General features: G+C 63.8%; 29 protein-coding genes. 5 read left to right on the plus strand and 24 right to left on the minus strand.

The features are described 5' to 3' along the window. Window positions 1-12: 12 nt before the first annotated feature. The 15 genes from rpsQ to rpsL all read right to left on the minus strand — a co-directional run bounded on the left by rpsQ (window position 13) and on the right by rpsL (window position 10,236). Complete coding sequence (rpsQ, locus tag GRI48_RS03335; protein WP_160671383.1) at window positions 13-303, minus strand: 30S ribosomal protein S17; 291 nt, start codon at window positions 301-303, stop codon at window positions 13-15. A gap of 10 nt (window positions 304-313) precedes the next feature. Continuing rightward, window positions 314-520, minus strand: coding sequence for a 50S ribosomal protein L29 (rpmC, locus tag GRI48_RS03340; RefSeq protein ID WP_202389247.1), 207 nt, complete (start codon window positions 518-520; stop codon window positions 314-316). Then, window positions 520-954: a 50S ribosomal protein L16 gene (gene rplP / locus GRI48_RS03345; RefSeq protein WP_160671389.1), complete on the minus strand. Its 435-nt coding sequence runs from the start codon at window positions 952-954 to the stop codon at window positions 520-522. The genes rpmC and rplP overlap by 1 nt, the downstream gene beginning before the upstream one ends. 14 nt (window positions 955-968) lie before the next feature. Then, window positions 969-1,664, minus strand: coding sequence for a 30S ribosomal protein S3 (gene rpsC / locus GRI48_RS03350; protein ID WP_160671392.1), 696 nt, complete (start codon window positions 1,662-1,664; stop codon window positions 969-971). A 1-nt stretch (window position 1,665) separates the two neighbouring features. Beyond that, window positions 1,666-2,043, minus strand: a complete 378-nt coding sequence (gene rplV, locus GRI48_RS03355) for a 50S ribosomal protein L22 (protein WP_160671395.1) — start codon at window positions 2,041-2,043, stop codon at window positions 1,666-1,668. Next, window positions 2,043-2,318, minus strand: coding sequence for a 30S ribosomal protein S19 (rpsS, locus tag GRI48_RS03360; RefSeq protein ID WP_160671398.1), 276 nt, complete (start codon window positions 2,316-2,318; stop codon window positions 2,043-2,045). The genes rplV and rpsS overlap by 1 nt, the downstream gene beginning before the upstream one ends. A 6-nt stretch (window positions 2,319-2,324) precedes the next feature. After that, window positions 2,325-3,161 carry a 50S ribosomal protein L2 gene (rplB, locus tag GRI48_RS03365; RefSeq protein WP_160671401.1) on the minus strand — a complete coding sequence of 279 codons (837 nt, stop codon included), beginning with the start codon at window positions 3,159-3,161 and terminating at the stop codon, window positions 2,325-2,327. 8 nt (window positions 3,162-3,169) lie between these two features. Beyond that, window positions 3,170-3,478, minus strand: a complete 309-nt coding sequence (locus GRI48_RS03370) for a 50S ribosomal protein L23 (RefSeq protein ID WP_160671404.1) — start codon at window positions 3,476-3,478, stop codon at window positions 3,170-3,172. Continuing rightward, window positions 3,471-4,094 carry a 50S ribosomal protein L4 gene (gene rplD / locus GRI48_RS03375; RefSeq protein ID WP_160671407.1) on the minus strand — a complete coding sequence of 208 codons (624 nt, stop codon included), beginning with the start codon at window positions 4,092-4,094 and terminating at the stop codon, window positions 3,471-3,473. Before rplD ends, GRI48_RS03370 begins: the two co-directional genes overlap by 8 nt. Before the next feature lie 2 nt (window positions 4,095-4,096). Further along, the gene (gene rplC, locus GRI48_RS03380) at window positions 4,097-4,975 is read right to left on the minus strand and encodes a 50S ribosomal protein L3 (RefSeq protein ID WP_160671410.1); all 879 of its coding nucleotides are present in this window, start codon (window positions 4,973-4,975) and stop codon (window positions 4,097-4,099) included. A 296-nt stretch (window positions 4,976-5,271) separates the two neighbouring features. Further along, entirely contained in the window at window positions 5,272-5,583 is a 312-nt protein-coding gene (rpsJ, locus tag GRI48_RS03385) for a 30S ribosomal protein S10 (RefSeq protein WP_006831877.1), read from the minus strand. Between the two features lie 145 nt (window positions 5,584-5,728). After that, window positions 5,729-6,904, minus strand: a complete 1,176-nt coding sequence (gene tuf / locus GRI48_RS03390) for an elongation factor Tu (RefSeq protein WP_160671413.1) — start codon at window positions 6,902-6,904, stop codon at window positions 5,729-5,731. Window positions 6,905-6,996: 92 nt separating this feature from the next. Next, on the minus strand, window positions 6,997-9,129 hold the full coding sequence (gene fusA / locus GRI48_RS03395) for an elongation factor G (RefSeq protein WP_160671416.1): 2,133 nt from the start codon (window positions 9,127-9,129) through the stop codon (window positions 6,997-6,999). A 123-nt stretch (window positions 9,130-9,252) separates the two neighbouring features. After that, the gene (gene rpsG, locus GRI48_RS03400) at window positions 9,253-9,723 is read right to left on the minus strand and encodes a 30S ribosomal protein S7 (RefSeq protein ID WP_160671420.1); all 471 of its coding nucleotides are present in this window, start codon (window positions 9,721-9,723) and stop codon (window positions 9,253-9,255) included. A gap of 141 nt (window positions 9,724-9,864) precedes the next feature. Beyond that, entirely contained in the window at window positions 9,865-10,236 is a 372-nt protein-coding gene (rpsL, locus tag GRI48_RS03405) for a 30S ribosomal protein S12 (protein ID WP_054118152.1), read from the minus strand. Window positions 10,237-10,708: 472 nt separating this feature from the next. Here rpsL and GRI48_RS03410 point away from each other — a divergent pair, with 472 nt between their 5' ends. Next, window positions 10,709-11,359, plus strand: coding sequence for a GNAT family N-acetyltransferase (locus GRI48_RS03410; protein ID WP_202389178.1), 651 nt, complete (start codon window positions 10,709-10,711; stop codon window positions 11,357-11,359). On the opposite strand, the gene GRI48_RS03415 is transcribed toward GRI48_RS03410, so the two are convergent. Both GRI48_RS03415 and apaG read right to left on the minus strand, forming a co-directional pair. Beyond that, on the minus strand, window positions 11,349-12,149 hold the full coding sequence (locus GRI48_RS03415) for a LysR substrate-binding domain-containing protein (protein WP_160671424.1): 801 nt from the start codon (window positions 12,147-12,149) through the stop codon (window positions 11,349-11,351). The two genes, GRI48_RS03410 and GRI48_RS03415, sit on opposite strands and share 11 nt — an antisense overlap. 46 nt (window positions 12,150-12,195) lie before the next feature. Beyond that, entirely contained in the window at window positions 12,196-12,594 is a 399-nt protein-coding gene (apaG, locus tag GRI48_RS03420; RefSeq protein WP_160671427.1) for a Co2+/Mg2+ efflux protein ApaG, read from the minus strand. A 216-nt stretch (window positions 12,595-12,810) separates the two neighbouring features. On the opposite strand from apaG, the gene GRI48_RS03425 reads away from it, so the two are divergent. From GRI48_RS03425 to GRI48_RS03435, 3 genes are read left to right on the plus strand one after another with little or no spacing between them, the layout of a single operon-like run. Beyond that, window positions 12,811-14,082, plus strand: a complete 1,272-nt coding sequence (locus GRI48_RS03425) for a Tad domain-containing protein (RefSeq protein WP_160671430.1) — start codon at window positions 12,811-12,813, stop codon at window positions 14,080-14,082. Further along, window positions 14,079-14,585, plus strand: a complete 507-nt coding sequence (locus GRI48_RS03430; RefSeq protein WP_160671433.1) for a TadE/TadG family type IV pilus assembly protein — start codon at window positions 14,079-14,081, stop codon at window positions 14,583-14,585. The genes GRI48_RS03425 and GRI48_RS03430 overlap by 4 nt, the downstream gene beginning before the upstream one ends. Continuing rightward, complete coding sequence (locus tag GRI48_RS03435; protein WP_160671436.1) at window positions 14,585-14,992, plus strand: TadE/TadG family type IV pilus assembly protein; 408 nt, start codon at window positions 14,585-14,587, stop codon at window positions 14,990-14,992. The genes GRI48_RS03430 and GRI48_RS03435 overlap by 1 nt, the downstream gene beginning before the upstream one ends. 21 nt (window positions 14,993-15,013) lie before the next feature. Here the strand turns inward: GRI48_RS03435 and GRI48_RS03440 are convergent, their stop codons facing one another. The 4 genes from GRI48_RS03440 to GRI48_RS03455 all read right to left on the minus strand — a co-directional run bounded on the left by GRI48_RS03440 (window position 15,014) and on the right by GRI48_RS03455 (window position 17,520). Beyond that, complete coding sequence (locus tag GRI48_RS03440) at window positions 15,014-15,613, minus strand: 2-hydroxychromene-2-carboxylate isomerase (protein ID WP_160671440.1); 600 nt, start codon at window positions 15,611-15,613, stop codon at window positions 15,014-15,016. Window positions 15,614-15,615: 2 nt separating this feature from the next. After that, window positions 15,616-16,821 (minus strand): trans-sulfuration enzyme family protein, encoded by a 1,206-nt coding sequence (locus tag GRI48_RS03445; protein WP_160671443.1) that lies wholly within the window; start codon window positions 16,819-16,821, stop codon window positions 15,616-15,618. An 88-nt stretch (window positions 16,822-16,909) separates the two neighbouring features. After that, window positions 16,910-17,140, minus strand: coding sequence for a hypothetical protein (locus tag GRI48_RS03450; RefSeq protein WP_160671446.1), 231 nt, complete (start codon window positions 17,138-17,140; stop codon window positions 16,910-16,912). A 152-nt stretch (window positions 17,141-17,292) separates the two neighbouring features. Continuing rightward, window positions 17,293-17,520, minus strand: a complete 228-nt coding sequence (locus tag GRI48_RS03455; protein ID WP_160671449.1) for a hypothetical protein — start codon at window positions 17,518-17,520, stop codon at window positions 17,293-17,295. 183 nt (window positions 17,521-17,703) lie between these two features. On the opposite strand from GRI48_RS03455, the gene GRI48_RS03460 reads away from it, so the two are divergent. Next, window positions 17,704-18,978: a phospholipid carrier-dependent glycosyltransferase gene (locus GRI48_RS03460; protein ID WP_160671453.1), complete on the plus strand. Its 1,275-nt coding sequence runs from the start codon at window positions 17,704-17,706 to the stop codon at window positions 18,976-18,978. Window positions 18,979-18,994: 16 nt separating this feature from the next. Here the strand turns inward: GRI48_RS03460 and GRI48_RS03465 are convergent, their stop codons facing one another. The 3 genes from GRI48_RS03465 to recO form a co-directional block, all read right to left on the minus strand. After that, a complete protein-coding gene (locus tag GRI48_RS03465) occupies window positions 18,995-20,134 on the minus strand; it encodes a glycosyltransferase (protein WP_160671456.1) in 1,140 nt (379 codons plus the stop codon). A 63-nt stretch (window positions 20,135-20,197) separates the two neighbouring features. Next, complete coding sequence (leuB, locus tag GRI48_RS03470; protein WP_160671459.1) at window positions 20,198-21,256, minus strand: 3-isopropylmalate dehydrogenase; 1,059 nt, start codon at window positions 21,254-21,256, stop codon at window positions 20,198-20,200. Then, complete coding sequence (gene recO, locus GRI48_RS03475) at window positions 21,253-21,858, minus strand: DNA repair protein RecO (protein WP_160671462.1); 606 nt, start codon at window positions 21,856-21,858, stop codon at window positions 21,253-21,255. The genes leuB and recO overlap by 4 nt, the downstream gene beginning before the upstream one ends. Window positions 21,859-21,870 lie beyond the last annotated feature (12 nt).

The following is a 21,870-nucleotide window of genomic DNA, read 5'->3' on the forward strand; positions in this document are numbered from 1 at the left end:
GTTCCTAAAACGTCAGTTGCTTGCCGCCTCGACGTCGAGGTCGGCTTCGACCGCCTGCGTACCGCCGGCGGTAACCCGGTCGATCACCTGCCAGGTCTTGGTCTTGGAGATCGGCTTGGTTTCCTCGATGCGAACGGTGTCGCCGAGGCCGTATTCGTTGTTCTCGTCGTGAGCGTGATACTTCTTCGAACGACGGATGATCTTCCCGTAGAGCGGGTGCTTCACCTTGCGTTCGACCAGTACGGTCACGGTCTTGTCGGTCTTGTCGGAAGTGACAGTGCCGATCAGGATGCGCTTGGGCATGGTCTTTTCCTTAAGCCTTCGCTTCTGCGGACCGCTGGGTCTGCAGAGTCTTGATCCGGGCGATCTGGCGGCGCACTTCCTTGATGCGCGCCGGACGCTCGAGCTGGTTGGTCGCGGCCTGGAAACGCAGGTTGTACGCTTCGCGCTTGAGCTCGGTCAGCTGTTCGTCCAGCTGGTCGTCGCTCTTGGTCCGCAGGTCTTCGATTGCCTTGGCCATCATTCGCCTCCCAGGTGCGAGGTGTCGCCGAGACGGGCAACGACCTTGGTCTTGATCGGCAGCTTCATCGCGGCCCGTTCGAAGGCTTCGGCGGCCAGCGGGCCGGCAACGCCGTCGAGTTCGAACAGGATGCGACCCGGCTTCACGCGGGCAGCCCAGTATTCGACCGAACCCTTGCCCTTACCCTGACGGACTTCGGCAGGCTTCTTCGACACCGGCACGTCCGGGAACACGCGGATCCACAGGCGTCCCTGACGCTTGATGTGGCGCGTGATCGCACGACGGGCGGCCTCGATCTGGCGAGCGGTGATACGCTCGGGCTCGAGGGCCTTGAGGCCGTAGGAACCGAAATTCAGCGAGGTTCCACCCTTGGCTTCACCCTTGATGCGGCCCTTGAAGGCCTTCCGGTACTTGGTTTTCTTCGGTTGCAGCATTGCTCTTACCTAACTCAGCGTGCCGGGCGGACGCCGGACGTCTGCGCTTCCATCATGAGGCGGTCCTGCGCGGTCGGATCGTGCGCGAGAATCTCGCCCTTGAAGATCCAGACCTTGATGCCGATGATGCCGTAAGCCGTCAGCGCTTCGGCTTCGGCGTAATCGACATTGGCACGCAGAGTGTGCAGCGGAACGCGACCTTCGCGATACCATTCGACGCGGGCGATTTCCGCACCGCCAAGACGGCCGCCACACACGATCTTGATGCCTTCGGCACCCAGACGCAGAGCGGACTGCACGGCGCGCTTCATCGCGCGGCGGAAGGCGACACGGCGAACCAGCTGGTCTGCCACGCCTTCGGCGACGAGCTTCGCATCGATTTCCGGCTTGCGGATCTCGACGATGTTCAGCTTCACTTCGCTCTCGGTCATCGAGGCCAGCTTGACGCGCAGCTTCTCGATGTCCGCGCCCTTCTTGCCGATGATGACACCGGGACGGGCCGCGTAGATCGAGATGCGGCAAAGCTTTGCCGGACGCTCGATCACCACCTTCGAGATCGCTGCCTGCGGCAGGTTCGCGATGATGTACTTGCGGATCTCGATGTCTTCCTTGAGCAGCGCGGCATAGTCACGCCCTTCGGCGTACCACCGGCTGTCCCAGGTGCGGTTGATCTGCAGGCGCAGACCGATCGGATTGCTCTTCTGGCCCATCTTACGCCTCTTCTACTTCGCGAACGACGATGCGCAGCTTGCTGAAGGGCTTCAGGATGCGCGTCGACTTGCCGCGGCCACGGGTGTGGAACCGCTTCATCGTGATCGACTTGCCTACCGAAGCCTCGGCAACGACCAGAGCGTCGACGTCGAGATCGTGGTTGTTCTCGGCATTGGCGATCGCCGACGCGAGCACCTTGGATGCATCGCGGGCCATTGCCTTCTTCGAGAAAGCGAGGATGTTCATCGCTTCCTCGGCCTTCTTGCCACGGATCAGAGCGGCAACGAGGTTCAGCTTCTGCGCCGAGCCACGGATCGTGGTGCCGACGGCCAGAGCCTCGTTATCCGCAACGCGGCGGGGGGATTTCGCCTTGCCCATTAGCGCTTGCCCTTCTTGTCGGCAGCATGGCCCGGGAAGGTGCGCGTGGGCGCGAATTCACCGAGCTTGTGGCCGACCATCTCTTCCGAAACGGATACAGGAATGAATTTGTGGCCGTTGTGGACGTTGAACGTCAGGCCGACGAACTGCGGCAGGATCGTCGAACGACGCGACCAGGTCTTGATGGGCTTGTTGCCACCGGCGTCCTGTGCGTCCTCGGCCTTCTTGAGAAGGCTGAGTTCGACGAAGGGACCTTTCCAGACGGAGCGTGCCATGTCCGGTTACCTCTTCTTCTTGGCGTGGCGCGAACGGATGATCATCTTGTCCGTCTGCTTGTTGTTGCGGGTGCGAGCGCCCTTGGTCGGCTTGCCCCACGGGGTCACCGGATGGCGACCGCCCGAGGTCCGGCCTTCACCACCACCATGCGGGTGGTCGACCGGGTTCTTGGCGACACCGCGCGTCAGGGGCTTCTTGCCCTTCCAGCGGTTGCGGCCGGCCTTGGCGAAGTTCTGGTTCGAGTTGTCGGGGTTCGACACCGCACCAACCGTGCCCATGCAGTCGGCGCGCAGGTAACGCTGCTCGCCGCTGTTGAGGCGCACGATGACCATCCCGCGGTCACGACCGACGAGCTGGACGTAGGTCCCGGCCGAACGGGCGATCTGGCCGCCCTTGCCCGGCTTCATCTCGACATTGTGGCAGATCGTGCCGACCGGCATCTGACCGAGCAGCATGGCATTGCCAGGCTTGGTATCGGTCTTTTCGCCGGCGATGATCTTGTCGCCTTCCTGGATCCGCTGCGGACACAGGATGTAAGCCAGTTCGCCGTCCTCGTACTTCACAAGCGCGATGAAAGCGGTGCGGTTGGGATCGTATTCGATCCGTTCCACGGTGCCTTCGACGTCCCACTTGCGACGCTTGAAGTCGATGTAGCGGTACTTCTGCTTGTGACCGCCGCCCATGCCGCGCGAAGTGACATGGCCCTTGTTGTTGCGTCCGCCCGTCTTGCGCTTGCCTTCCGTGAGCGACTTGACCGGCTTGCCCTTGTACAGGCCGGACTTGTCGACGAGGATGAGGCCGCGCCGTGCGGGGCTCGTCGGTTTGAAGTTCTTGAGTGCCATGTTCCGCCTCAGATACCGCTTGTGATGTCGATCATGTCGCCGTCGGCCAGCGTTACGATCGCCTTCTTCTGGTCGGTGCGCTTGTAGGGCTTGCCCTTCCAGCGCTTGGTCTTGCCCTTGGTCACGACCGTGTTCACGCCCACGACCTTCTTGTCGTAGATCGCTTCGACCGCTTCCTTGATCTGCGGCTTCGTGGCGTCGCCGGCCACCTTGAAGACAACCGCGTTGTGCTCGGAGAGCAGGGTCGACTTCTCGGTGATGTGCGGCGCCAGGATGACGTCGTAGTGACGCGCAGCGATGTCCTGCTTCTTAGCCATTGAAACGCGCCTCCAGCTTCTCGACCGCATCCTTGGTGAGGACCAGCGTGTCGTGGTTGAGGATGTCGTAGACGTTGGCACCCATCGCTGGCAGGACATTGATGCCCTTCAGGTTGCGTGCAGCCCGCGCGAAACCATCATCGACGCTTTCGCCACCGATGACCAGCACCTTGCCGTTCCAGCCCGACTTGTCGAGGTGGCCCTTGAGCACCTGGGTCTTGGCATCCTTGAGCTCCAGGCTGTCGACGACGACGAGGCCGTCCTTCGCCTTGCTCGAAAGAGCCATCTTCAGACCGAGCGCGCGGACCTTCTTGTTGAGCGACTGCTCGAAGTCACGCTTGCGCGCACCGTGAGCCTTGCCGCCGCCGATGAAGATCGGAGCACCGCGATCGCCGTGACGGGCACGCCCGCCACCCTTCTGGTTGCCGAACTTGGCGCCCGTGCGAGCGACGTCGGAGCGTTCGCGCGTCGGACGCGCGGTTCCGCGACGGTTCTCGAGTTGCCAGGTGACGACGCGATGGAGGATGTCGGCGCGCGGGGTCACCCCGAACACGTCATCGCTCAGCTCGACATCGCCGGCAGCCTTGCCGTCGAGTTTCTGGACCTTGACCTTCACGATCAGGACTCCTTGCTCTCGTCCGAAGCATCGGCTTCGGGCGCGTTGTTTTCGGTACCGGCGTCCTTGTCGGCTGCGATCGAAGCTTCGGCCTCCTGGGCCAGCTTTTCCTGCTCCGCGGCGGAAACCTCGGTCACCACTTCGTGCTCGGCGGCGCTTTCGACCATGCCGGCAGCAGCTTCCTCGCTCTTCGTTTCATCCGCGTTGCGACGCATCGCACCGGGGAACGGAACGCCTTCGGGAAGCGGAAGCTTGACCGCATCGCGAACGACCAGCCAGCCGTTCTTGTGGCCGGGGACCGAACCCTTGACGAAGATCAGGCCACGCTCGGCGTCGGTGCGAACCACTTCGAGGTTCTGCTGCGTGCGCTGGCGATCACCCATGTGACCGGCCATCTTCTTGTTCTTGAAGACGCGACCCGGATCCTGGCGGTTACCCGTCGAACCGTGGGCACGGTGGCTGATCGAGACGCCGTGGGTGGCGCGCATACCGCCGAAACCCCAGCGCTTCATGGCGCCGGCAAAGCCCTTGCCCTGCGTGTGTCCGGTGATGTCGACCTTCTGGCCGGCGATGAAGTGGTCGGCCGTGATCGTGGCACCGACGGGAAGGAGACCTTCCTCGTCGTCGACACGGAATTCGGCGACACGCTTCTTCAAGCCGACGTCCGCCTTCGCGAAATGCTCGCGCTGCGGCTTGGCGACGTTCTTCTGTTTCGCTTCTCCGGCGCCGAGCTGAACGGCGAAATAGCCGTCCCGGTCGCCGGTACGCTGGGAAACCACCTGACAGTTCTCGAGGGAAAGAACGGTCACGGGAACGTGACGTCCATCCTCCTGGAACAGGCGGGTCATCCCGACTTTCTTAGCGATCACGCCAGTGCGCATGATCCATTCTCCTAAACAGAGGCACCCCGGGCCCATCCCGAAGGTGCATGACGAGACCCTGGCAAACCTGCGTCCGCCAGGAGCTCCAGCCCGATATGTGAAACGTCGCCCCGTCCGGGCTGTATGCACTCCTGCCCGGATGGACGAGAGTGCGAGACGGGGGACGCAGACCCGGATAAATCCGGCGGTATCCCAATGTCTTGCCGGCTTCCTTGAAGCCGACGGGGCCATCGAGAGCCCCTGAAACTTTCGGCCAGATTTTAGGTCCTGACCGCAGACCGGATCGATCGAGAGGCTTACGCCAGCTTGATTTCGACGTTCACGCCGGCAGCAAGATCGAGCTTCATCAGCGCATCGACCGTCTGGGCGTTCGGCTGCACGATGTCCAGCAGCCGCTTGTAGGTACGCACCTCGAACTGCTCACGCGACTTCTTGTCGATGTGCGGACCGCGGTTCACGGTGAACTTCTCGATCCTCGTCGGCATCGGAATGGGACCCCGGATCAACGCGCCCGTGCGGCGTGCCGTGTCTGCAATCTCGCCAGTTGCCTGGTCGAGAACGCGGTGATCGAACGCCTTGAGGCGAATGCGAATATTCTGGGCTTCCATGTCCGTGTACCGATGAGAAAGAGCAAACATAAAAGTTGCCCCGCCCCCTCCCGTCTCCAGGGAGAGCGGGGCAACCAAATTCGATTTTTACCGAGGTAATTCGGCGCGACGGGGACGAATCCCCGCCGTGTTGAGCGCGCCTATATTACTTCGTGATCTTGCTGACAACCCCCGAACCGACGGTACGACCGCCTTCACGGATGGCGAAACGCAGACCTTCGTCCATGGCGATCGGAGCGATCAGCTTGACGCCGATCGAAACGTTGTCGCCCGGCATGACCATCTCGGTGCCTTCGGGAAGAACGACTTCGCCGGTCACGTCCGTCGTGCGGAAGTAGAACTGCGGGCGATAGTTCGCGAAGAACGGCGTGTGACGGCCGCCTTCGTCCTTCGACAGGACGTAGACTTCGGCTTCGAAGTCGGTGTGCGGATTGACCGTACCCGGCTTGGCGAGAACCTGGCCACGCTCGACGTCGTCACGACCGACACCGCGGATCAGGGCGCCGATGTTGTCGCCGGCTTCACCGCGATCGAGCAGCTTGCGGAACATTTCGACGCCGGTGACGGTCGTCTTCGAAGTGTCCTTGATGCCGACGATCTCGACTTCGTCACCAACATTCACCACGCCGGTTTCGACGCGGCCGGTGACGACCGTACCACGGCCCGAGATCGAGAACACGTCTTCGATCGGCATGAGGAACGGCTGGTCGACCGGACGTTCCGGAGTCGGGATGTAGGTGTCGACCGCTTCCATGAGAGCCTTGATCGAGTTCTCGCCGATTTCCGGATCGCGACCTTCGAGGGCGGCCAGAGCCGAACCCTTGACGATCGGAATATCGTCGCCATCGAAGCCGTATTCGGTCAGCAGTTCGCGGACTTCCAGCTCGACGAGCTCGAGGATTTCCTCGTCGTCGACCTGGTCGACCTTGTTCATGTACACGACGAGCTTCGGCACGCCGACCTGACGTGCGAGCAGGATGTGCTCGCGGGTCTGCGGCATCGGGCCGTCGGCAGCGTTCACGACCAGGATCGCGCCGTCCATCTGGGCGGCACCGGTGATCATGTTCTTGACGTAGTCGGCGTGGCCCGGGCAGTCGACGTGCGCATAGTGACGCGCATCGGTTTCGTACTCGACGTGAGCCGTCGAGATCGTGATGCCGCGCTCGCGCTCTTCGGGAGCCTTGTCGATGTTCGCGAAATCAACCGGCGCGTCCTGCACCTTGGTGATCGCCGCGGTCAGCGTGGTCTTGCCGTGGTCGACGTGACCGATGGTGCCGACGTTCACGTGCGGCTTATTACGCTGGAATTTTTCCTTCGCCATTTTACTCGTAACCTCTGTCTGTCAGATTGATTTTCTGCGGGACAGGACGGCACCCGCTGAATCAGGCGCCGCCCCTAGACCGTGTCGCCTGCTTACGCAAGCTTCTCCTTGACTTCCTGCGCGACATTTGCCGGCACTTCGTCGTAGTGGCTGAACTGCATCGTGTACTGCGCGCGACCCTGGGTGAAGGACCGCAGCTCGTTCACGTAGCCGAACATGTTCGCCAGCGGCACGAATGCCTCGACCGCCTGCGCATTGCCGCGCGTGTCGGTACCCTGGATCTGGCCACGACGGCTGTTCAGATCGCCGATAACGTCGCCGAGATAATCCTCGGGAGTGACGACCTCGACCTTCATGATCGGCTCGAGCAGCTTGATGCCCGAACGTTCGGCCACTTCGCGCATGGCGCCGCGACCGGCGATTTCGAAGGCGATCGCCGAGGAGTCGACGTCGTGGTACGCGCCGTCATACAGCGTGACCGAGAAGTCGATGATCGGGAAGCCGACGAGATGGCCGCTTTCGGCCTGCTCGCGGAAGCCCTTTTCGATCGCGGGGATGTATTCCTTCGGAATGTTACCGCCCTTGATCTCGTCTTCGAAGATGAAGCCCTGGCCACGCTCGCCCGGCTGGACGCGCACCTTGACGCGGCCGAACTGGCCCGAACCACCCGACTGCTTCTTGTGGGTGTAATCGACGTCGACCGGCTTGTTGAGGCTTTCGCGGTAAGCCACCTGCGGCGCACCGACGTTGGCCTCGACCTTGAACTCGCGCTTCATGCGATCGACGAGGATGTCGAGGTGAAGCTCGCCCATGCCCTTGATGATCGTCTGGCCGCTTTCGTGGTCGGTCGTGACGCGGAAGGACGGATCCTCGGCGGCCAAGCGGTTGAGCGCAACGCCCATCTTTTCCTGGTCGGCCTTGGTCTTCGGTTCAACCGACAGTTCGATCACCGGCTCGGGGAACTCCATCCGCTCGAGAATGATCGGCTTGGCCGGATCGCACAGCGTGTCACCGGTGGTCGTGTCCTTCATGCCGGCAAGCGCGACGATGTCGCCGGCGAACGCTTCCTCGATGTCCTCGCGGTTGTTGGAATGCATCAGCAGCATGCGGCCGATCTTTTCCTTCTTGTCCTTCACCGAGTTCAGGACCGAGCCCTTGGAGAGCTTGCCCGAGTAGATGCGGGTGAAGGTCAGCGAACCGACGAACGGGTCGTTCATGATCTTGAACGCCAGCGCGGCGAAAGGCTCGTCGTCGGACGACGGACGGGTTTCTTCCACTTCGCTGTCGGGCAGCACGCCCTTGATGGCCGGAACGTCGAGCGGCGACGGCATGTAGTCGACCACTGCGTCGAGCAGCGGCTGGACGCCCTTGTTCTTGAAGGCCGAACCACAGGTGACGGGCACGAAATCACGCGCCATCGTGCCCTTGCGGATCAGCTTCTTGAGCGTGGCGACATCGGGCTCGTTGCCTTCGAGATAGGCTTCCATGACATCGTCGTCCTGCTCGACGACTGTCTCGATCAGCTTCTCGCGGTATTCCGCGACCTTGTCGGCCATGTCTTCGGGAATGTCGACGAATTCGTACTTCGCACCGAGGTCTTCGGCCTGCCATACGATGCCGCGGTTGGCGACGAGGTCGACGACGCCCTTGAGGTCGCTTTCCGCGCCGATCGGCAGGGTGATCACCAGCGGGGTCGCGCCGAGACGATCGACGATCGACTGCACGCAATAGTAGAAGTCGGCGCCGGTACGGTCGAGCTTGTTGATGAAGCACATGCGCGGAACGCCGTACTTGTCAGCCTGCCGCCACACGGTCTCGGACTGCGGCTCAACACCGGCAACCCCGTCGAACACGGCGACCGCGCCGTCGAGCACGCGCAGCGAGCGTTCGACTTCGATGGTGAAGTCCACGTGGCCGGGCGTGTCGATGATGTTGATCCGGTACTTCGGCATGTCGGCACGAAGCGCTTCGGGGTCCGAACGCGGATCCATCGACGGATCTTCCGGGGTCCAGAAGGTCGTGGTCGCAGCCGACGTGATCGTGATCCCGCGCTCCTGCTCCTGCTCCATCCAGTCCATCGTCGCGGCGCCGTCGTGGACTTCGCCGATCTTGTAGGACTTGCCGGTGTAGTAAAGGATACGCTCGGTCGTGGTGGTCTTGCCGGCATCGATGTGCGCCATGATGCCGATATTGCGATAGCGCTCCAGCGGGTAATCGCGGGCCATGTTCATATTCCTCGGGTCTTGGGGGTGAGAAAGCTCTCCACGCCCCATATGGTTACTTTTGTGACCAATTGAAGGCAGGGTCGCCGCACGCGCGACACGCCCTGCCCCAATCCGGCCCGCGTCCTACCAGCGGTAGTGCGAGAAGGCGCGGTTCGCGTCCGCCATGCGGTGCGTGTCTTCGCGCTTCTTCACCGCGTTGCCGCGGTTGTTTGCCGCATCCATGAGCTCGCCCGAAAGGCGTGCGGCCATGGTGGTCTCGGCCCGGCCGCGAGCGGCCGTGATGAGCCAGCGGATGGCAAGCGCCTGAGCGCGCTCGTCGCGCACCTCGACCGGCACCTGGTAGGTGGCACCGCCGACGCGGCGGCTGCGCACTTCGACCTGCGGCTTGATGTTGTCGAGCGCTGCATGGAACAGCTCGATCGGGTTTGCCTTGGCCTTGGTCTCGACCGTGTCGAGCGCACCGTAGACAATGCGTTCGGCGACCGACTTCTTGCCGTCGAGCATGAGGTTGTTCATGAACTTCGACAGGACCTGATCACCGAACTTGGGATCAGGCAGGATTTCCCGCTTCTCGGGACGACGACGACGTGACATATTTCCTAACTCCTTCGGAGTGACCGTCCACCATTGTGGACGTTCTGCGGCACCGCCCGCTCCTTCTCTCCGCCACCCGGAAACCGCCACTCGGGCAGCAGGGAGGCGGAGCGGTCCGGAGCCGGACCGGCCGCACCAAACTTACTTCGGGCGCTTCGCGCCGTACTTGGAACGGCTCTTGCGACGGTCCTTGACACCCTGCGTGTCGAGCACGCCGCGAAGGACGTGATAGCGCACGCCGGGAAGGTCGCGCACACGGCCGCCGCGGATCAGCACGACGCTGTGTTCCTGGAGGTTGTGGCCTTCGCCGGGGATGTAGCTGATGACTTCGCGCTGGTTGGTCAGGCGGACCTTGGCAACTTTACGCAGAGCCGAGTTCGGCTTCTTCGGGGTCGTCGTGTAGACGCGGGTGCAAACGCCGCGCTTCTGCGGGTTCTGCTCCATCGCAGGGACCTTGGACTTGGCCTTCTGCGGAACGCGGCCCTTGCGGACCAGCTGGTTGATCGTCGGCATGTGAGTTCTTTCTCTTCACCGGGTGATGGTGACGACTAGCGGTTGCAGGCGGTGTGTTCGGATCGGGCAATCCCCGCGCGAGACGCCCGGAACCGGGCACCCTTGGCGGTCTGATCGCACGAGCCTGAAACGCTCCACCCACGGCCACACGGCCACCGGGTTACTTTGACGGTTGCCCCGAACGGCCCGGCTTTCGCTTCCGAAAGGACTGGGCTGCTGCAATAGAAAAGAGCCTCGCCGCTACTGCGACAGGCTCCCGGGACAGGTCCGGCAATGTTCAGCTCTATCTGACCGGTGCAGGTTCCGCGGTGCGAATCCCACGCCGGATGGCGCGCCATGTAGGAGAAGCCGGCAGGCGGGTCAAGTAAGACGGGGCGTCCTGCTCGATCCCGGTTGCCCCTGCACCCACCGCTGCTAGGATGCCCGCCAGGGTCGCGCCCGCACCACACCCTAGTGCCCACCCGGAACGCCGATGCCCCCGCCCGTCCCACCGCCTGCCCCCGACCCGATCTCCGCAACTGCGAGCGGCCCCGCAGGCTGCACCATCGTCACCGAACTGGAGAACGGAACGCCGGTCTGCATCCGCACGATCACGCCGGGCGACAATGCGCTGATGCGCGCCGGCATCGCGCGGATGTCGCAGCGCTCGCGCTACCTGCGCTTCTTCTCCGGCGGTGCCACCCCGCCCGACTGGGTGATCGACCGGCTGCTCGATGCGGACGGGGTCAAGCACATGGCCTGGGGCGCGATCGACCTCGCTGCGGACGGCCAGCCGGCGATCGGCGCGGTCCACGCGTTCCGCAACGATGACGATCCGGACTGCGCGGAGTTCTCCATCGCCATTCTCGACGAATGGCACGGTCTCGGGCTCGGCAAGCTGCTGACCGCGACGATCCTGCTGGATGCGCAAGCAGAGGGGATCGAGCGCTTCCACGTCGAGACCCTGCACGAGAATCGCAGCGCGATCGACTTCGTGCGCTCGATCGGCGGGCGGCAGAGCGGAACGGCCGACGTGACCATTCCCTACACGCTCGACGTGTCAGAGGCGCTTGCAGTGCTGGAACAGGAGGCCGATCCGCCGGGGATGGCGCGGGTATTCGCGGTGCTGCGACCTACTCGGTAAGGAAAGCGACCAGCGCCTTGACCTTCTTCTGGCGCCATTGCGGCAACGGAGCGACCAGCCAGTAGGCGCGGCGGCCCTCGTCCGGCCCTTCGAGCACTTCGAGCCGACCTCGGCCCAGGGCCTCCTCGACCAGCAGGAACGGCAGGATCGCCTTGCCCATGCCCGCCATCGCGCTGGAGAGCGCCTGGCCCGCATTGCCGACCTGGATATCGGCCTTGGCACCTTCGGGCAGCGGCGCGCCCGGCCAGTCGATCCAGGTGTTCTGCACTTCCTCCGGCGCTTGCGGCGCGCAGACGACCACGCGTTGCGCAGGCGCCAGCTCGATCCCCTCGAGCTCGCCCGGACCGTCGACCAGCCGCACCGCAAGGTCGAGATTGGCCTCGGTGAAGTCGGCGTTCTCGTTCTCGATCAGCTGGTAATGCACGCCCTCGTTCGCCTTGCGGAAGGCGGCGAGCCGCGGCGCGAGCCATTGGGCGTAGAATTCGCGCGGGGCGGCGATCGTGTAGCGGTCGGAGGCCTGGCCGGCCTGCATCGCTTGGACGCTTTCCTCGAACTTGAGGAAGCCTTCGCGCAACGCATCGAGCCCGGCAGCGCCTTCCTCGGTCAGCTCCAGCCCCTTGCTGGTGCGACGGAAGAGCACCGTGCCCAGGTGATCCTCGAGCGCGCGGATCTGCTGGCCGACGGCAGCCGGCGTAACCGCCAGCTCGTCCGCCGCGCGGGTGAAGCTGAGGTGGCGGGCCGCCGCGTCGTAAACGCGCAGGGCGTTGAGAGGAAGATGCGTGCGTTTCATGTCCGGGAAGCGCCTTTAGTGGGCGCAGCGCCTGCTCGCAAGCAGGTCAGATCGCGTCGGCAGGCGCGGCGAGCGGGAAGAACGGGATTGCCACCTCCAGCGGGGCACCGTCCTCGCGGTGGAAGGTATAGAAGCCTTCCATCGATCCGTGCGGCGTCGTCAGCGGGCAGCCCGAAACATAATCGTGGCTCTCGCCGGGCTTGAGCACCGGCTGTTCGCCGACCACGCCTTCGCCGTCCACATGATTGATCATGCCGCGCGCATCGGTGATGCGCCAGTGCCGCGCGATCAGCTGCACCGTCTCGTGGCTGCGGTTCTCGATCCGCACGTGATAGACCCAGAACCACTTGCCCGCCTCGGGCTGCGATTGCTCGGGCAGGAAGTTGACCGCCACTCGGACGGTGATGCCTTCGGTGATGGCGGCGTGCTGGAACAGCTGTTTCATTGCATTGCCAAGGTAGCGTCTCCCTCGCCCGCTGCAAGGGGGTGAACCCCTCCATACTACCGGGTTTTCCCAAGATTTGCGTTTGTCGGGAGCAATGGACGCGCGTTTGGTTAACCTGTCGGAAACCCTGTTCGCGAACGGTCCCTTAGCCAGCATTGCGCCAAAGGCCCAGTGAAGGATTGCGCCCGTTGCGCACAGTCAGGGGACACGATTGAGATGCAGGCATTCCTGAAACGCCTCCGCAAGAACACCAAGGGGAACATCCTCGTGATGGTCGGCGCGGGCACGGCTGCGCTCGTCGGATCGGCCGGGATCGCGGTCGACGCGGTGCAATGGTACCTGTGGAAACGCCAGATGCAGCAGACCGTCGACAGCGGTTCGATGTCTGCCGCGCTCGCCCTGTGGCGCGACGACGACTGGGAGAACAGCGCGCAGGACACGATGGCGAAGGCCGCCAACTCCAAGTACGTGATCGAAAAGCTCACCAATCCGCCGGACTCCGGCGCCTATGCCGACGATGATCTTGCGATCGAGATCATCGCGACGACCAGCGCGAAACTGCCTTTCTCGAGCGTGTTCATGGCCGATCCCGCGGTGATCCGCGTGCGCTCGGTCGCAACCGCGATCGGCGACGGCGAATATTGCGTTGTCTCGCTGCGCCAGAGCGGCACCGGGATCAATGTCAGTGGTACCGCCAACCTGGACCTGGGCTGCGGAATGGTCGCAAACTCCCAGAGCGCCGGTGCGATCACCCTGAGCGGCAGCAGTTACGTCATCGCCGATCCGATCAGCGCGGTCGGCGGGGTGACCTATTCGGACGGCAACCTGGCGAAGGGAACCTCGGTTCGATCCTACGCCCCGGTTGCTCCCGATCCGATGGCCGATCGCGAGCTCGAGGTTCCGCAGGAACCGAGCAAATGCGATTACACCAACGAAAAATCGAGCAACAAGGCCGTCACGAACTACAAGCCTTCCGTCAGCGGCGTGCCGGTGCGTTTCTGCGGCGGCCTCAGCATAGCCGGGCAGGCGAACTTCGCGCCCGGGGTCTACATCATCGATGGCGGAACCTTCGATCTCGGTAACAAGGCAAATGTCGCCGGTACCGGCGTCACCTTCGTTCTCACCGGAAAGACACCGGCAACTGTCGCGACCATGGACGTCAACGCCCAGGCCAAGGTCAAGCTCTCGCCGCCGGACGATGCCGACAACGAATGGGACGGGGTGCTGGTGTTCCAGGATCCGATGGGATCCACCAAGGAAAGCATCCTCAACGGCGGGTCGGATATCGACATGGAGGGCATCATCTACATGCCCAAGGGCGACATGCGGTACAACGGCAACTCCGAGATGGGGACGGACTGCCTGATGCTGATCGGCTACACGCTGAACTTCATGGGTACCTACGATCTCGTCAACGACTTCTCCGACTGCCCGTTTGATGCCAGCAGGATCAACAACAAGTCGCGCGTGATCAGGGTGGTCGAATGATGCTGGCATCTTTCGAACCCCTGCGCGGACTTGTCCGGCTCTCGCGGCGCATTCGGCGCGATACGCGTGGCGTCGCCCTCGTCGAAATGGCGCTGTCCCTGCCGCTGCTGATGTTGCTGTGCCTGGGCATGATCGACATCTCGCGCCTGGTCGCGACCAAGATCGATCTGGAGCAGGCCGCCCAACGCACGACCGACTTCGTTCTTGCCAAGCGACCGAGCAGCGCGAACACCACGGTCTACGTCAACGAAGCGGTGAGCGCCTCCGGCCTCCCCAAATCGGGCGTGGTGGTGAAGCTCTACCTCGAGTGCGACGGCGAGGTTCAGGCCAGTTTCACCGATATCTGCGCCGACGACGAGACCATCGGGCGCTATGCAACGGTCTCGCTGACGAAGAACGTCGGTCTCGATTTCAACTGGTCCGCCTTCGCAACCATGTTTGATGGCAAGACCCGCTCGTCGACGGTCAAGGTCGTCGGCGACAGCACCGTGAGGTTCCAGTAATGGCCGTCCGTATCTTTCGACGTATCGCGCATGATCGCCGGGGTTCGCTCGGCTTCGAATTCGCCATGGCGATTCCCATCCTTGTGACGCTAATGCTGGGGATCCTGCAGTTCGGCATGGCTCTGCACACTGCAGGTGCGATGCGGAACGCGATGGGTGAAGGCTTGCGGCTGTACAAGGTCGAGCCGACGACGACCGAGGCCCAAGTCTACACCGAAACGCTCGACGAACTGGTCGGCGTGGACCAGTCCGGTGTGACATCGCTCAAATTCACCAAGGGCACCGCTACCAACGGGGCCCAGTACGGCCAGCTCAAGATGACCTACAAGATGACGCCGATGCTTCCTTTCGCGCCGATCCCGGACATCGTGCTGGAAGAGGAAAAGTGGGTATACTTGCAGGCGTGACGGCTGCGTGAGGTCGGGGACCTAGGCGGAGAGCTGGTCCTCGATCTGGCCGAGCCTTTCCTTCCCGAAATAGATCTCGCCATCGACGAAAAAGGTCGGGATGCCGAATGCGCCCCGCTCGACCGCCGCTTCGGTGTTGTCGATCAGCGCCTGCTTGATGGAGGCGTCCTGTGTGGCAGCTGTCAGCGCGGCCCCGTCGAATCCTGCCGAGTCCAGCGCCGCACCGAGCGCCTCTGCGTCCGCCGGATCAGTACCGTCCTCCCAGATCGACTTTAGCAGGCACTCGGCAAGGTTGACCCGCTCTTCGCCCTCGACCGCCAGCAGCATGCGTTGCGGGACGATGGAATTGAACGGAAAGGTCGCGGGCATGCGATATCTGGTGAGGCCGTGTTTCGCGATGAACCGCTCGATCTCGAGCATCGCGTAGGCGTTCTTGCCCTTGATCTCGGCATTGCGAACGAACGGCGGGGCGTTGCCCGTCAGCTTGTGCATTCCGCCAAGGAAGACCGGCGTCACTTCGAGCGTCGCCTGGTGCCGGCCGAGCAGATCGCGCAGTGGCCACCACGCGAGATAGGCGTTGGGGCTCACGCAATCGAAAATGAACTCGACGGTCTTCGGCATCGCTAGAGCCCTCCTGCGCTCAACGCGCGATCCATGTCTTCCTTGAGGTCATCGATATCCTCGAGCCCCACGTTAATTCGCAGCAGTCCTTCGGGGATGCCCATTTCCTCGCGTGCTTCTGCGCCCATGTTGGCATGGGTGGTCGAGGCGGGATGGCACATCAGGCTGCGCGCATCGCCGATGTTGTTGGAAATATCGATCAGCTCGAGCGCATCGAGGATCGCATGCGCCTGCGCCCGCCCCTCGACCACGAAGCTGAAGATCGGGCCGCAGGCATCCATCTGGCGCATCGCGAGCTCGTGACGCGGGTGGCTCGGAAGGCCGGGATGAAGCATGTGCGGCACCCTTCCCTCCATGAACTTGCCGAGCGCCATCGCGTTCTCGCTCTGCTTGTGGGCACGCAGCGACAACGTCTCCAGCCCCTTGAGGACGACCCAGGCGTTGAACGGGGCACAATTGGGGCCGGTGTTGCGCTGGAAGGGCAGCAGCTTCTCGTCGATGAACTCCTGGCTGCCGCATACCGCGCCGGCGAGCACCCTGCCCTGCCCGTCCATCAGCTTGGTCGCGCTGTAAGCCACGACGTCGGCGCCCCATTCGAGCGGGCGCTGGAGCGCCGCAGTGGCAAAGGCATTGTCCACCACCGTGGTCACGCCGTTCGCCCTGGCGACATCGCAGACGTGCTTGAGATCGACGATATCGAGCGTCGGATTGGCGGGGGTTTCGAAGAAGAATACCTTGGTATTGGGCCGCAGGGCGCGCTCCCATTCCTCGTCCACGGCGCTGTCGATGACCGTCGTCTCGATCCCGAACTTCGGCAGCAGGTTGTCGACGAGCCAACGGCACGACCCGAAAGCGGCCCGCGCGGCGACGACGTGATCGCCTGCTTGTAGCTGGCACAGGAGAGCAGTCGTCATCGCAGCCATCCCGCTCGCCTGCGCGCGGCAGGCATCGGCGCCCTCCATGAGCGCGATGCGTTCTTCCAGCATCGCGACGGTCGGGTTCTGGAGGCGAGAATAAGTCATCCCGTCGGCATCGCCCGAGAAACGATCGGCGACCGTCTGGGCGTTGTCGTAGGTGTAGCCCGAGGTGAGAAACAGCGCTTCGCTGGTTTCGCCGTGTTCGGAGCGCCAGGTACCGCCACGCACGGCCTGGGTAGCCGGACGCCACTTCTTCGTGATGGAACGATCGATGCCGGATGTCTTCTTCATATGCCGGCAGCCTTAGGGTGCGCGCTTTGCCGAGCGCAACGAAAAACGGGGCCCGAAGGCCCCGTCCCGTAACATCGTATTTCTGCGATCAGGCGCTGATCGGATCGTCGTCGCCATCATCGAGGACCACGATAAGCCCCACGACCACTGCAGCAAGCAAGAGCAAGGTGACCGGGCTACCGAAGCCCATCGCACCGAGTTCGCCTTCCTGCTCGGCAGCAGGCGCAGCACGTTCGATTGCGGGCGCGGCCTGTGCAACGACAGGTGCGGCAGCAAGCGATGCAGCGGCGGCAACGGTGGCAAGTTTAGCGAGTTTCATAAGCGTCCCCTGTAAAAAAGCGTTCATTGAACCAAATGCCCAAAGAACGAACCGTTCCGAAACGGTTGGACGAAAACGACAATTCACAAAAACTTGCGGCGAACCGTGGCGTTTCGCCGACGGTCCGCTCGCGAGAATGCAGTGATCAGGACTTAGGCGCTGATCGGATCGTCATCATCGTCGGTCAGCAGCAGGATTGCCATGCCGATCGCGGCGATCGCGATGACGATGAATGCCGGACCGATGCCGCCGCCCATCTCTTCGTTCTGAGCCGAGGGAGCAGCTTCACGATCGATGGCAACCGGAGCGGCCTGGGCGGCGATAGGCGCCGTAACGAGGGCGGCAGCGGCGAGAGCAGTGGCAATCTTGGCGGATTTCATAATGTTGACCCTTTCAGTGCAATGAAGGCTCAATCACCGGCCGGCGTTCCGGTTCCAACAAGAAAACAAAAAATCGAACTTTCCCTAGGGGTTGCGACGAACCGTGGTCACATGAGGGTCAATTACCCGGCCGAACGATATGGCGCTTGCGGGGCGCAAGGCCGCCACCTAATCACCGCGACGATGAGTTACGCACCGCCTCACGAACGTGATCCGATGGGCTGGTGCTTCGCAATCGCCATCGCTTTCCTCGTCTTGTGCTCCATCCGGCTGACCACGCCCGCAGCGCCCTATTTCGATGAGGTACATTACCTGCCCGCCGCGCGCGCCCTGCTCGAAGGGGCGACCTACCCCAACCGCGAGCACCCGCTGTTCGGCAAGGAAGCGATCGCCGCCGGCATAGCTCTGTTCGGCGACGGGCCGCTCGGGTGGAGAATTTTCTCGTTGCTGGCGGGCACGATGACGCTTTTCGCCGCGATGCGCGCGCTATGGTTTGCAAGCTGCTCGCGGCCTGCGACGATCGCATACGGGCTGCTGTTGGCGACCGGCTTTGCGCTCTTCGTGCAATCGCGCATCGCCATGCTCGACATCTTCATGGCCGCATTTCTTGCCATTGCCGCGTGGCAGTTTGCAGGTGCTGTCCGGGAACCCGAGACGGGACGCAGGCGATTGGCGATGACCGGGATCGCGCTGGGCCTGGCAGCCGCTTCCAAGTGGAATGCACTGCCGCTGCTGCCTTTGCCCGGCCTCGCTTTTCTTGTCGCGCGCCTGCATGCCGATGGCTGGCGCGGCCTGTGGAGCCGCCGCGGCGCGCCGGTTCCGGGAATTACCCTGCCCGAGGCCGCTCTCTGGCTCGGAATGGTGCCGCTGATCGCCTATTGGGCGACCTTCCTGCCGGCATACACATTCGCGGATGGCTCGATCTCGCAAACCGGGATCATAGCGCTGCACCGCGAGATGCTGGCCCTGCACGAAAGCGTGCTCGCGCCCCATCCTTACCAGAGCACCTGGCCCGACTGGATCCTCAACGTCCGCGCGATCTGGTACCTTTACGAGCCGGTCGACGGGGTCCAGCGCGGGATCGTGCTGATCGGCAATCCGCTGACCATGCTCCTCGGCCTCGGCGCGCTGGGCTGGTGTGCGTGGGTGGGAGTCGTGCGCCGGCGCATGGACGCGCTGGGGGTATTCCTGGTGTACGCCGCAAGCCTTGGCCTCTGGTTCTTCGCGGCCAAACCGGTGCAATTCTATTATCACTACTTCGTGCCGAGCATCGCCCTGCTGGCTGCCCTCGCGCTGCTTACGGCCGAGCTGTGGCGCGACGGCTGGCGCTGGATTTCGCTCGCCATTCCAGCGGCCAGCATCGCGATGTTCGCATGGTTCTACCCGATCCTGAGCGCCGCGGCGCTGGAAGGTCCGGGGTCTTTCGCGACCTGGATGTGGCTCGACAGCTGGAGGTAGGAAGGCCGGTTGGCCCTCAGTATCGACCCCAGACAAAGCGGCTCGACAAGGCGTAGTTCCACACCGAGCCGATGACGATCCCGGCCAATGCGGCGACGAACCACCAGATCCCGCGCGATTCGAGAAGGGTGGCGACAGCCACGTTGGCAAAGCCGCCGACCGCACAGGTCGCGCAAAATCCGATCCAGCCGCGCAGCAGCGCGCCCGTCCCGGTCAGCCGCTGGTCGCGGTAGGTGAGCCAGTTGTTGAGCCAAAAGTTGAAGCTCATGGCGACGATCACCGCGCCCAGCTGCGCCTTCCAGAAGGTAGCGGTCATACCGGGAAACAGCACCGCGAGCACCGCCATGTGGACGAGCACACCGGCCGCCCCGACCGTGCCGAACAATGCAAAGCGGGTCGGGATGATCTTGCCGAAGGTCTTGTCGTAGAGTCCGGCAAGGAAATCGAAGGCGATCGCTCGATCGAGCTTGCTCTCGCCCGAGCGGCGTGCGGCGAATTTCAACGGGAATTCCTTTACCCTGAGCGTTTCGGTCGAGGTGGCCAGTAGATCGAGCAAGATCTTGAACCCGATGCCCGAGAGGTTCGGAACGAGCGTCCGCGCCCGGTCGCTGGACAGGAGAAAATAGCCGCTCATCGGGTCCGACAGGCTGACCCCGGTGAGCTTGCGGGCAAGGCCGTTGGCGACGCCGGACAGCTTCTCGCGATCGGGCCGGCCCCAGTCCTCCATGCTCGCCCCTTCGGCAAAGCGCGATGCGACCGCGACGTCCGCCTCGCCCGAGCGGACCGCGTCGAGCATGCCAGGCAGCAGCGCCGGATCGTGCTGGTGGTCGGCATCCATCACCGCCACGAAGGGCGCTGCGGTAGCGCAGAAGCCCTCGATGGCCGCGCTCGCCAGGCCGCGACGACCGATCCGCTGGATGACCCGAACCCGCGGATCGACCAGCGAGAGCGCGCGGGCCGCATCCGACGTTCCGTCGGCGCTGTTGTCGTCGACGATCAGCACTTCCCAGGAAATCTCGCCCAGTGCGCCATCGATTCGCTCGACCAGCGATGCGAGGTTGTCCCGCTCGTTGAGCGTCGGCAGAATGATGGCGAGTTCGAGCGCGCGGGTGCGATGTTCGGCGGCACGCTGGAATGCGGTCTGATCCATGTCCATGGCCTCGCGCGATATATGGTAAACGTCAACGCAAGGTTACGAGCCTGCGTTTTTCGACCACCGCTAAAGCCGCTCGATCACCGCGTCGCCGATCTCGGTGCAACCAGCGCTACCGCCGATGTCGCGACCGCGAACGCCGTCGGCCAGCGCCTTCGCCACAGCGGCTTCGACGCGCGATGCGTCGGCTTCGCGCCCGAGGCTGTGACGCAGCAGCATGGCCACCGAGAGGATCGCAGCCATCGGATTGGCCCAACCCTTGCCCGCGATGTCCGGCGCGCTGCCATGGATCGGTTCGTAGAGCCCGAAGGTGCCGAACTCGGTCTGCCGCTCGCCGAGCGAGGCACTCGCCAGAAGCCCGATCGAGCCTACGCATACGCTCGCCTGGTCGGACAGGATGTCGCCGAACAGATTGCCGGTCACCACGACGTCGAACGCTCCCGGATTGCGAACCAGCTGCATCGCGGCATTGTCGACGTACATGTGGTCGAGCGTCACGTCGGGGAAGCTGGCGGCCACCTCGATCACCGTGTCGCGCCAGACCTGGCTCGTCTCGAGCACGTTGGCCTTGTCCACGCTAGTCACCTTGCCGCGGCGACCCTGGGCCGCGCGAAAGGCGAGCTCGGCGATACGGCGCACCTCGCCGGTCGAATAGGACATCATGTCCCACCCCTCGCGATCGCCGTTTTCGAGCGTGCGAATTCCCTTGTCGCCGAAATAGACGTCGCCGTTCAGTTCGCGCACGATCAGCATGTCGATCTGGCGGGCGATTTCCGGCCGCAAGGTGGAGAGTTCTTCCAGCCCGTCGAACAGCGTGGCGGGGCGCAGGTTGGCAAACAGGCCGAGCTCGGCGCGAAGACCCAGGATCGCCTGTTCGGGCCGCATCGCGCGCGGCAGGTCGTCGCAGGACGGGTCGCCGACTGCGCCGAACAGCACGGCATCGCTCGCGCGGGCCATTTCCAGCGTTTCGGCGGGCAGCGGGTGTCCGTGCCGCCGGTAGGCGATGCCGCCGACATCCCCTTCGAACAGCACCAGCCGTGGCAGGTCGAGCCGTTCGAGGACCCGACGGGCCTGCGCCGTCACTTCGGGTCCGATGCCGTCTCCGGGGAATATCGCGATTTTCATTCGACCATCCGTGCCAGGCGCTGTCTCAGCAAAGTCCGCGCGGCCATAACATCGCCCAAGCGGTCGGCAAGCAGGTAGCGGGCGATCGGCGCTTCCAGCCGGTCCAGAAATTCGAGGGCCGCCGATAGATCGGCTACCTCGGGCCGCTCGGCATTTCCGCCATAGCCCATTTCGCGCAGCATCAGCGCCTCGTAGGCAACCAGAGCCGGCGCCCAGCCCCGCGCAGAGGGCGCATTGCAGATCGCATCGAGCGTCGCGGACAGTGCGTGATAGAGCGCGGGATAGGCATTGCGCTCGGGCAGGACGCTGGCGGTGAGCGCGCAGGACCAGGCGATCGCGGCAGCCGGCAGCGGCTCGCTCAGCCACGGGCCGCGGCTTTGCACCAGTTCGAGGCGGGCGAAAGGCAGCTGGCTGTCCGAGCGAGCGCGCAAGTCTGCCTCGACCAGATTGCCGGGTATGACCACTGGGCGCAGGCGCCGGCCCCTGCCCCCGGCGACATAGGCCGCGACGAGGCCGTGTTCCTCGGTCAGGAGGCGCGCAACGACCGCCGTCTCGCCATGCGGACGGGCGGCAACGAGAATGGCTGGTGCGCGCAGCTGCATCGGGTGCAGCTA

Source organism: Qipengyuania oceanensis (assembly GCF_009827535.1).
GTDB lineage: Bacteria > Pseudomonadota > Alphaproteobacteria > Sphingomonadales > Sphingomonadaceae > Qipengyuania_C > Qipengyuania_C oceanensis.

Bases quoted from the DNA above. Each gene is read 5' to 3' on its own strand.
- rpsG (WP_160671420.1), bottom strand. From the start codon at position 9,723: ATGTCACGTCGTCGTCGTCCCGAGAAGCGGGAAATCCTGCCTGATCCC.
- rplB (WP_160671401.1), bottom strand. From the start codon at position 3,161: ATGGCACTCAAGAACTTCAAACCGACGAGCCCCGCACGGCGCGGCCTC.
- recO (WP_160671462.1), bottom strand. From the start codon at position 21,858: ATGCAGCTGCGCGCACCAGCCATTCTCGTTGCCGCCCGTCCGCATGGC.
- GRI48_RS03460 (WP_160671453.1), top strand. From the start codon at position 17,704: ATGAGTTACGCACCGCCTCACGAACGTGATCCGATGGGCTGGTGCTTC.
- rpsC (WP_160671392.1), bottom strand. From the start codon at position 1,664: ATGGGCCAGAAGAGCAATCCGATCGGTCTGCGCCTGCAGATCAACCGC.
- GRI48_RS03465 (WP_160671456.1), bottom strand. From the start codon at position 20,134: ATGGACATGGATCAGACCGCATTCCAGCGTGCCGCCGAACATCGCACC.
- fusA (WP_160671416.1), bottom strand. From the start codon at position 9,129: ATGGCCCGCGATTACCCGCTGGAGCGCTATCGCAATATCGGCATCATG.
- rplP (WP_160671389.1), bottom strand. From the start codon at position 954: ATGCTGCAACCGAAGAAAACCAAGTACCGGAAGGCCTTCAAGGGCCGC.
- rpsJ (WP_006831877.1), bottom strand. From the start codon at position 5,583: ATGGAAGCCCAGAATATTCGCATTCGCCTCAAGGCGTTCGATCACCGC.
- rpsS (WP_160671398.1), bottom strand. From the start codon at position 2,318: ATGGCACGCTCCGTCTGGAAAGGTCCCTTCGTCGAACTCAGCCTTCTC.
- tuf (WP_160671413.1), bottom strand. From the start codon at position 6,904: ATGGCGAAGGAAAAATTCCAGCGTAATAAGCCGCACGTGAACGTCGGC.
- rplC (WP_160671410.1), bottom strand. From the start codon at position 4,975: ATGCGCACTGGCGTGATCGCTAAGAAAGTCGGGATGACCCGCCTGTTC.
- apaG (WP_160671427.1), bottom strand. From the start codon at position 12,594: ATGAAACAGCTGTTCCAGCACGCCGCCATCACCGAAGGCATCACCGTC.
- GRI48_RS03445 (WP_160671443.1), bottom strand. From the start codon at position 16,821: ATGAAGAAGACATCCGGCATCGATCGTTCCATCACGAAGAAGTGGCGT.
- GRI48_RS03435 (WP_160671436.1), top strand. From the start codon at position 14,585: ATGGCCGTCCGTATCTTTCGACGTATCGCGCATGATCGCCGGGGTTCG.
- rpsL (WP_054118152.1), bottom strand. From the start codon at position 10,236: ATGCCGACGATCAACCAGCTGGTCCGCAAGGGCCGCGTTCCGCAGAAG.
- leuB (WP_160671459.1), bottom strand. From the start codon at position 21,256: ATGAAAATCGCGATATTCCCCGGAGACGGCATCGGACCCGAAGTGACG.
- GRI48_RS03440 (WP_160671440.1), bottom strand. From the start codon at position 15,613: ATGCCGAAGACCGTCGAGTTCATTTTCGATTGCGTGAGCCCCAACGCC.
- rpsQ (WP_160671383.1), bottom strand. From the start codon at position 303: ATGCCCAAGCGCATCCTGATCGGCACTGTCACTTCCGACAAGACCGAC.
- rplV (WP_160671395.1), bottom strand. From the start codon at position 2,043: ATGGGCAAGGCGAAATCCCCCCGCCGCGTTGCGGATAACGAGGCTCTG.
- GRI48_RS03410 (WP_202389178.1), top strand. From the start codon at position 10,709: ATGCCCCCGCCCGTCCCACCGCCTGCCCCCGACCCGATCTCCGCAACT.
- GRI48_RS03425 (WP_160671430.1), top strand. From the start codon at position 12,811: ATGCAGGCATTCCTGAAACGCCTCCGCAAGAACACCAAGGGGAACATC.
- GRI48_RS03415 (WP_160671424.1), bottom strand. From the start codon at position 12,149: ATGAAACGCACGCATCTTCCTCTCAACGCCCTGCGCGTTTACGACGCG.
- GRI48_RS03430 (WP_160671433.1), top strand. From the start codon at position 14,079: ATGATGCTGGCATCTTTCGAACCCCTGCGCGGACTTGTCCGGCTCTCG.
- GRI48_RS03450 (WP_160671446.1), bottom strand. From the start codon at position 17,140: ATGAAACTCGCTAAACTTGCCACCGTTGCCGCCGCTGCATCGCTTGCT.
- rpmC (WP_202389247.1), bottom strand. From the start codon at position 520: ATGGCCAAGGCAATCGAAGACCTGCGGACCAAGAGCGACGACCAGCTG.
- GRI48_RS03455 (WP_160671449.1), bottom strand. From the start codon at position 17,520: ATGAAATCCGCCAAGATTGCCACTGCTCTCGCCGCTGCCGCCCTCGTT.
- GRI48_RS03370 (WP_160671404.1), bottom strand. From the start codon at position 3,478: ATGGCTAAGAAGCAGGACATCGCTGCGCGTCACTACGACGTCATCCTG.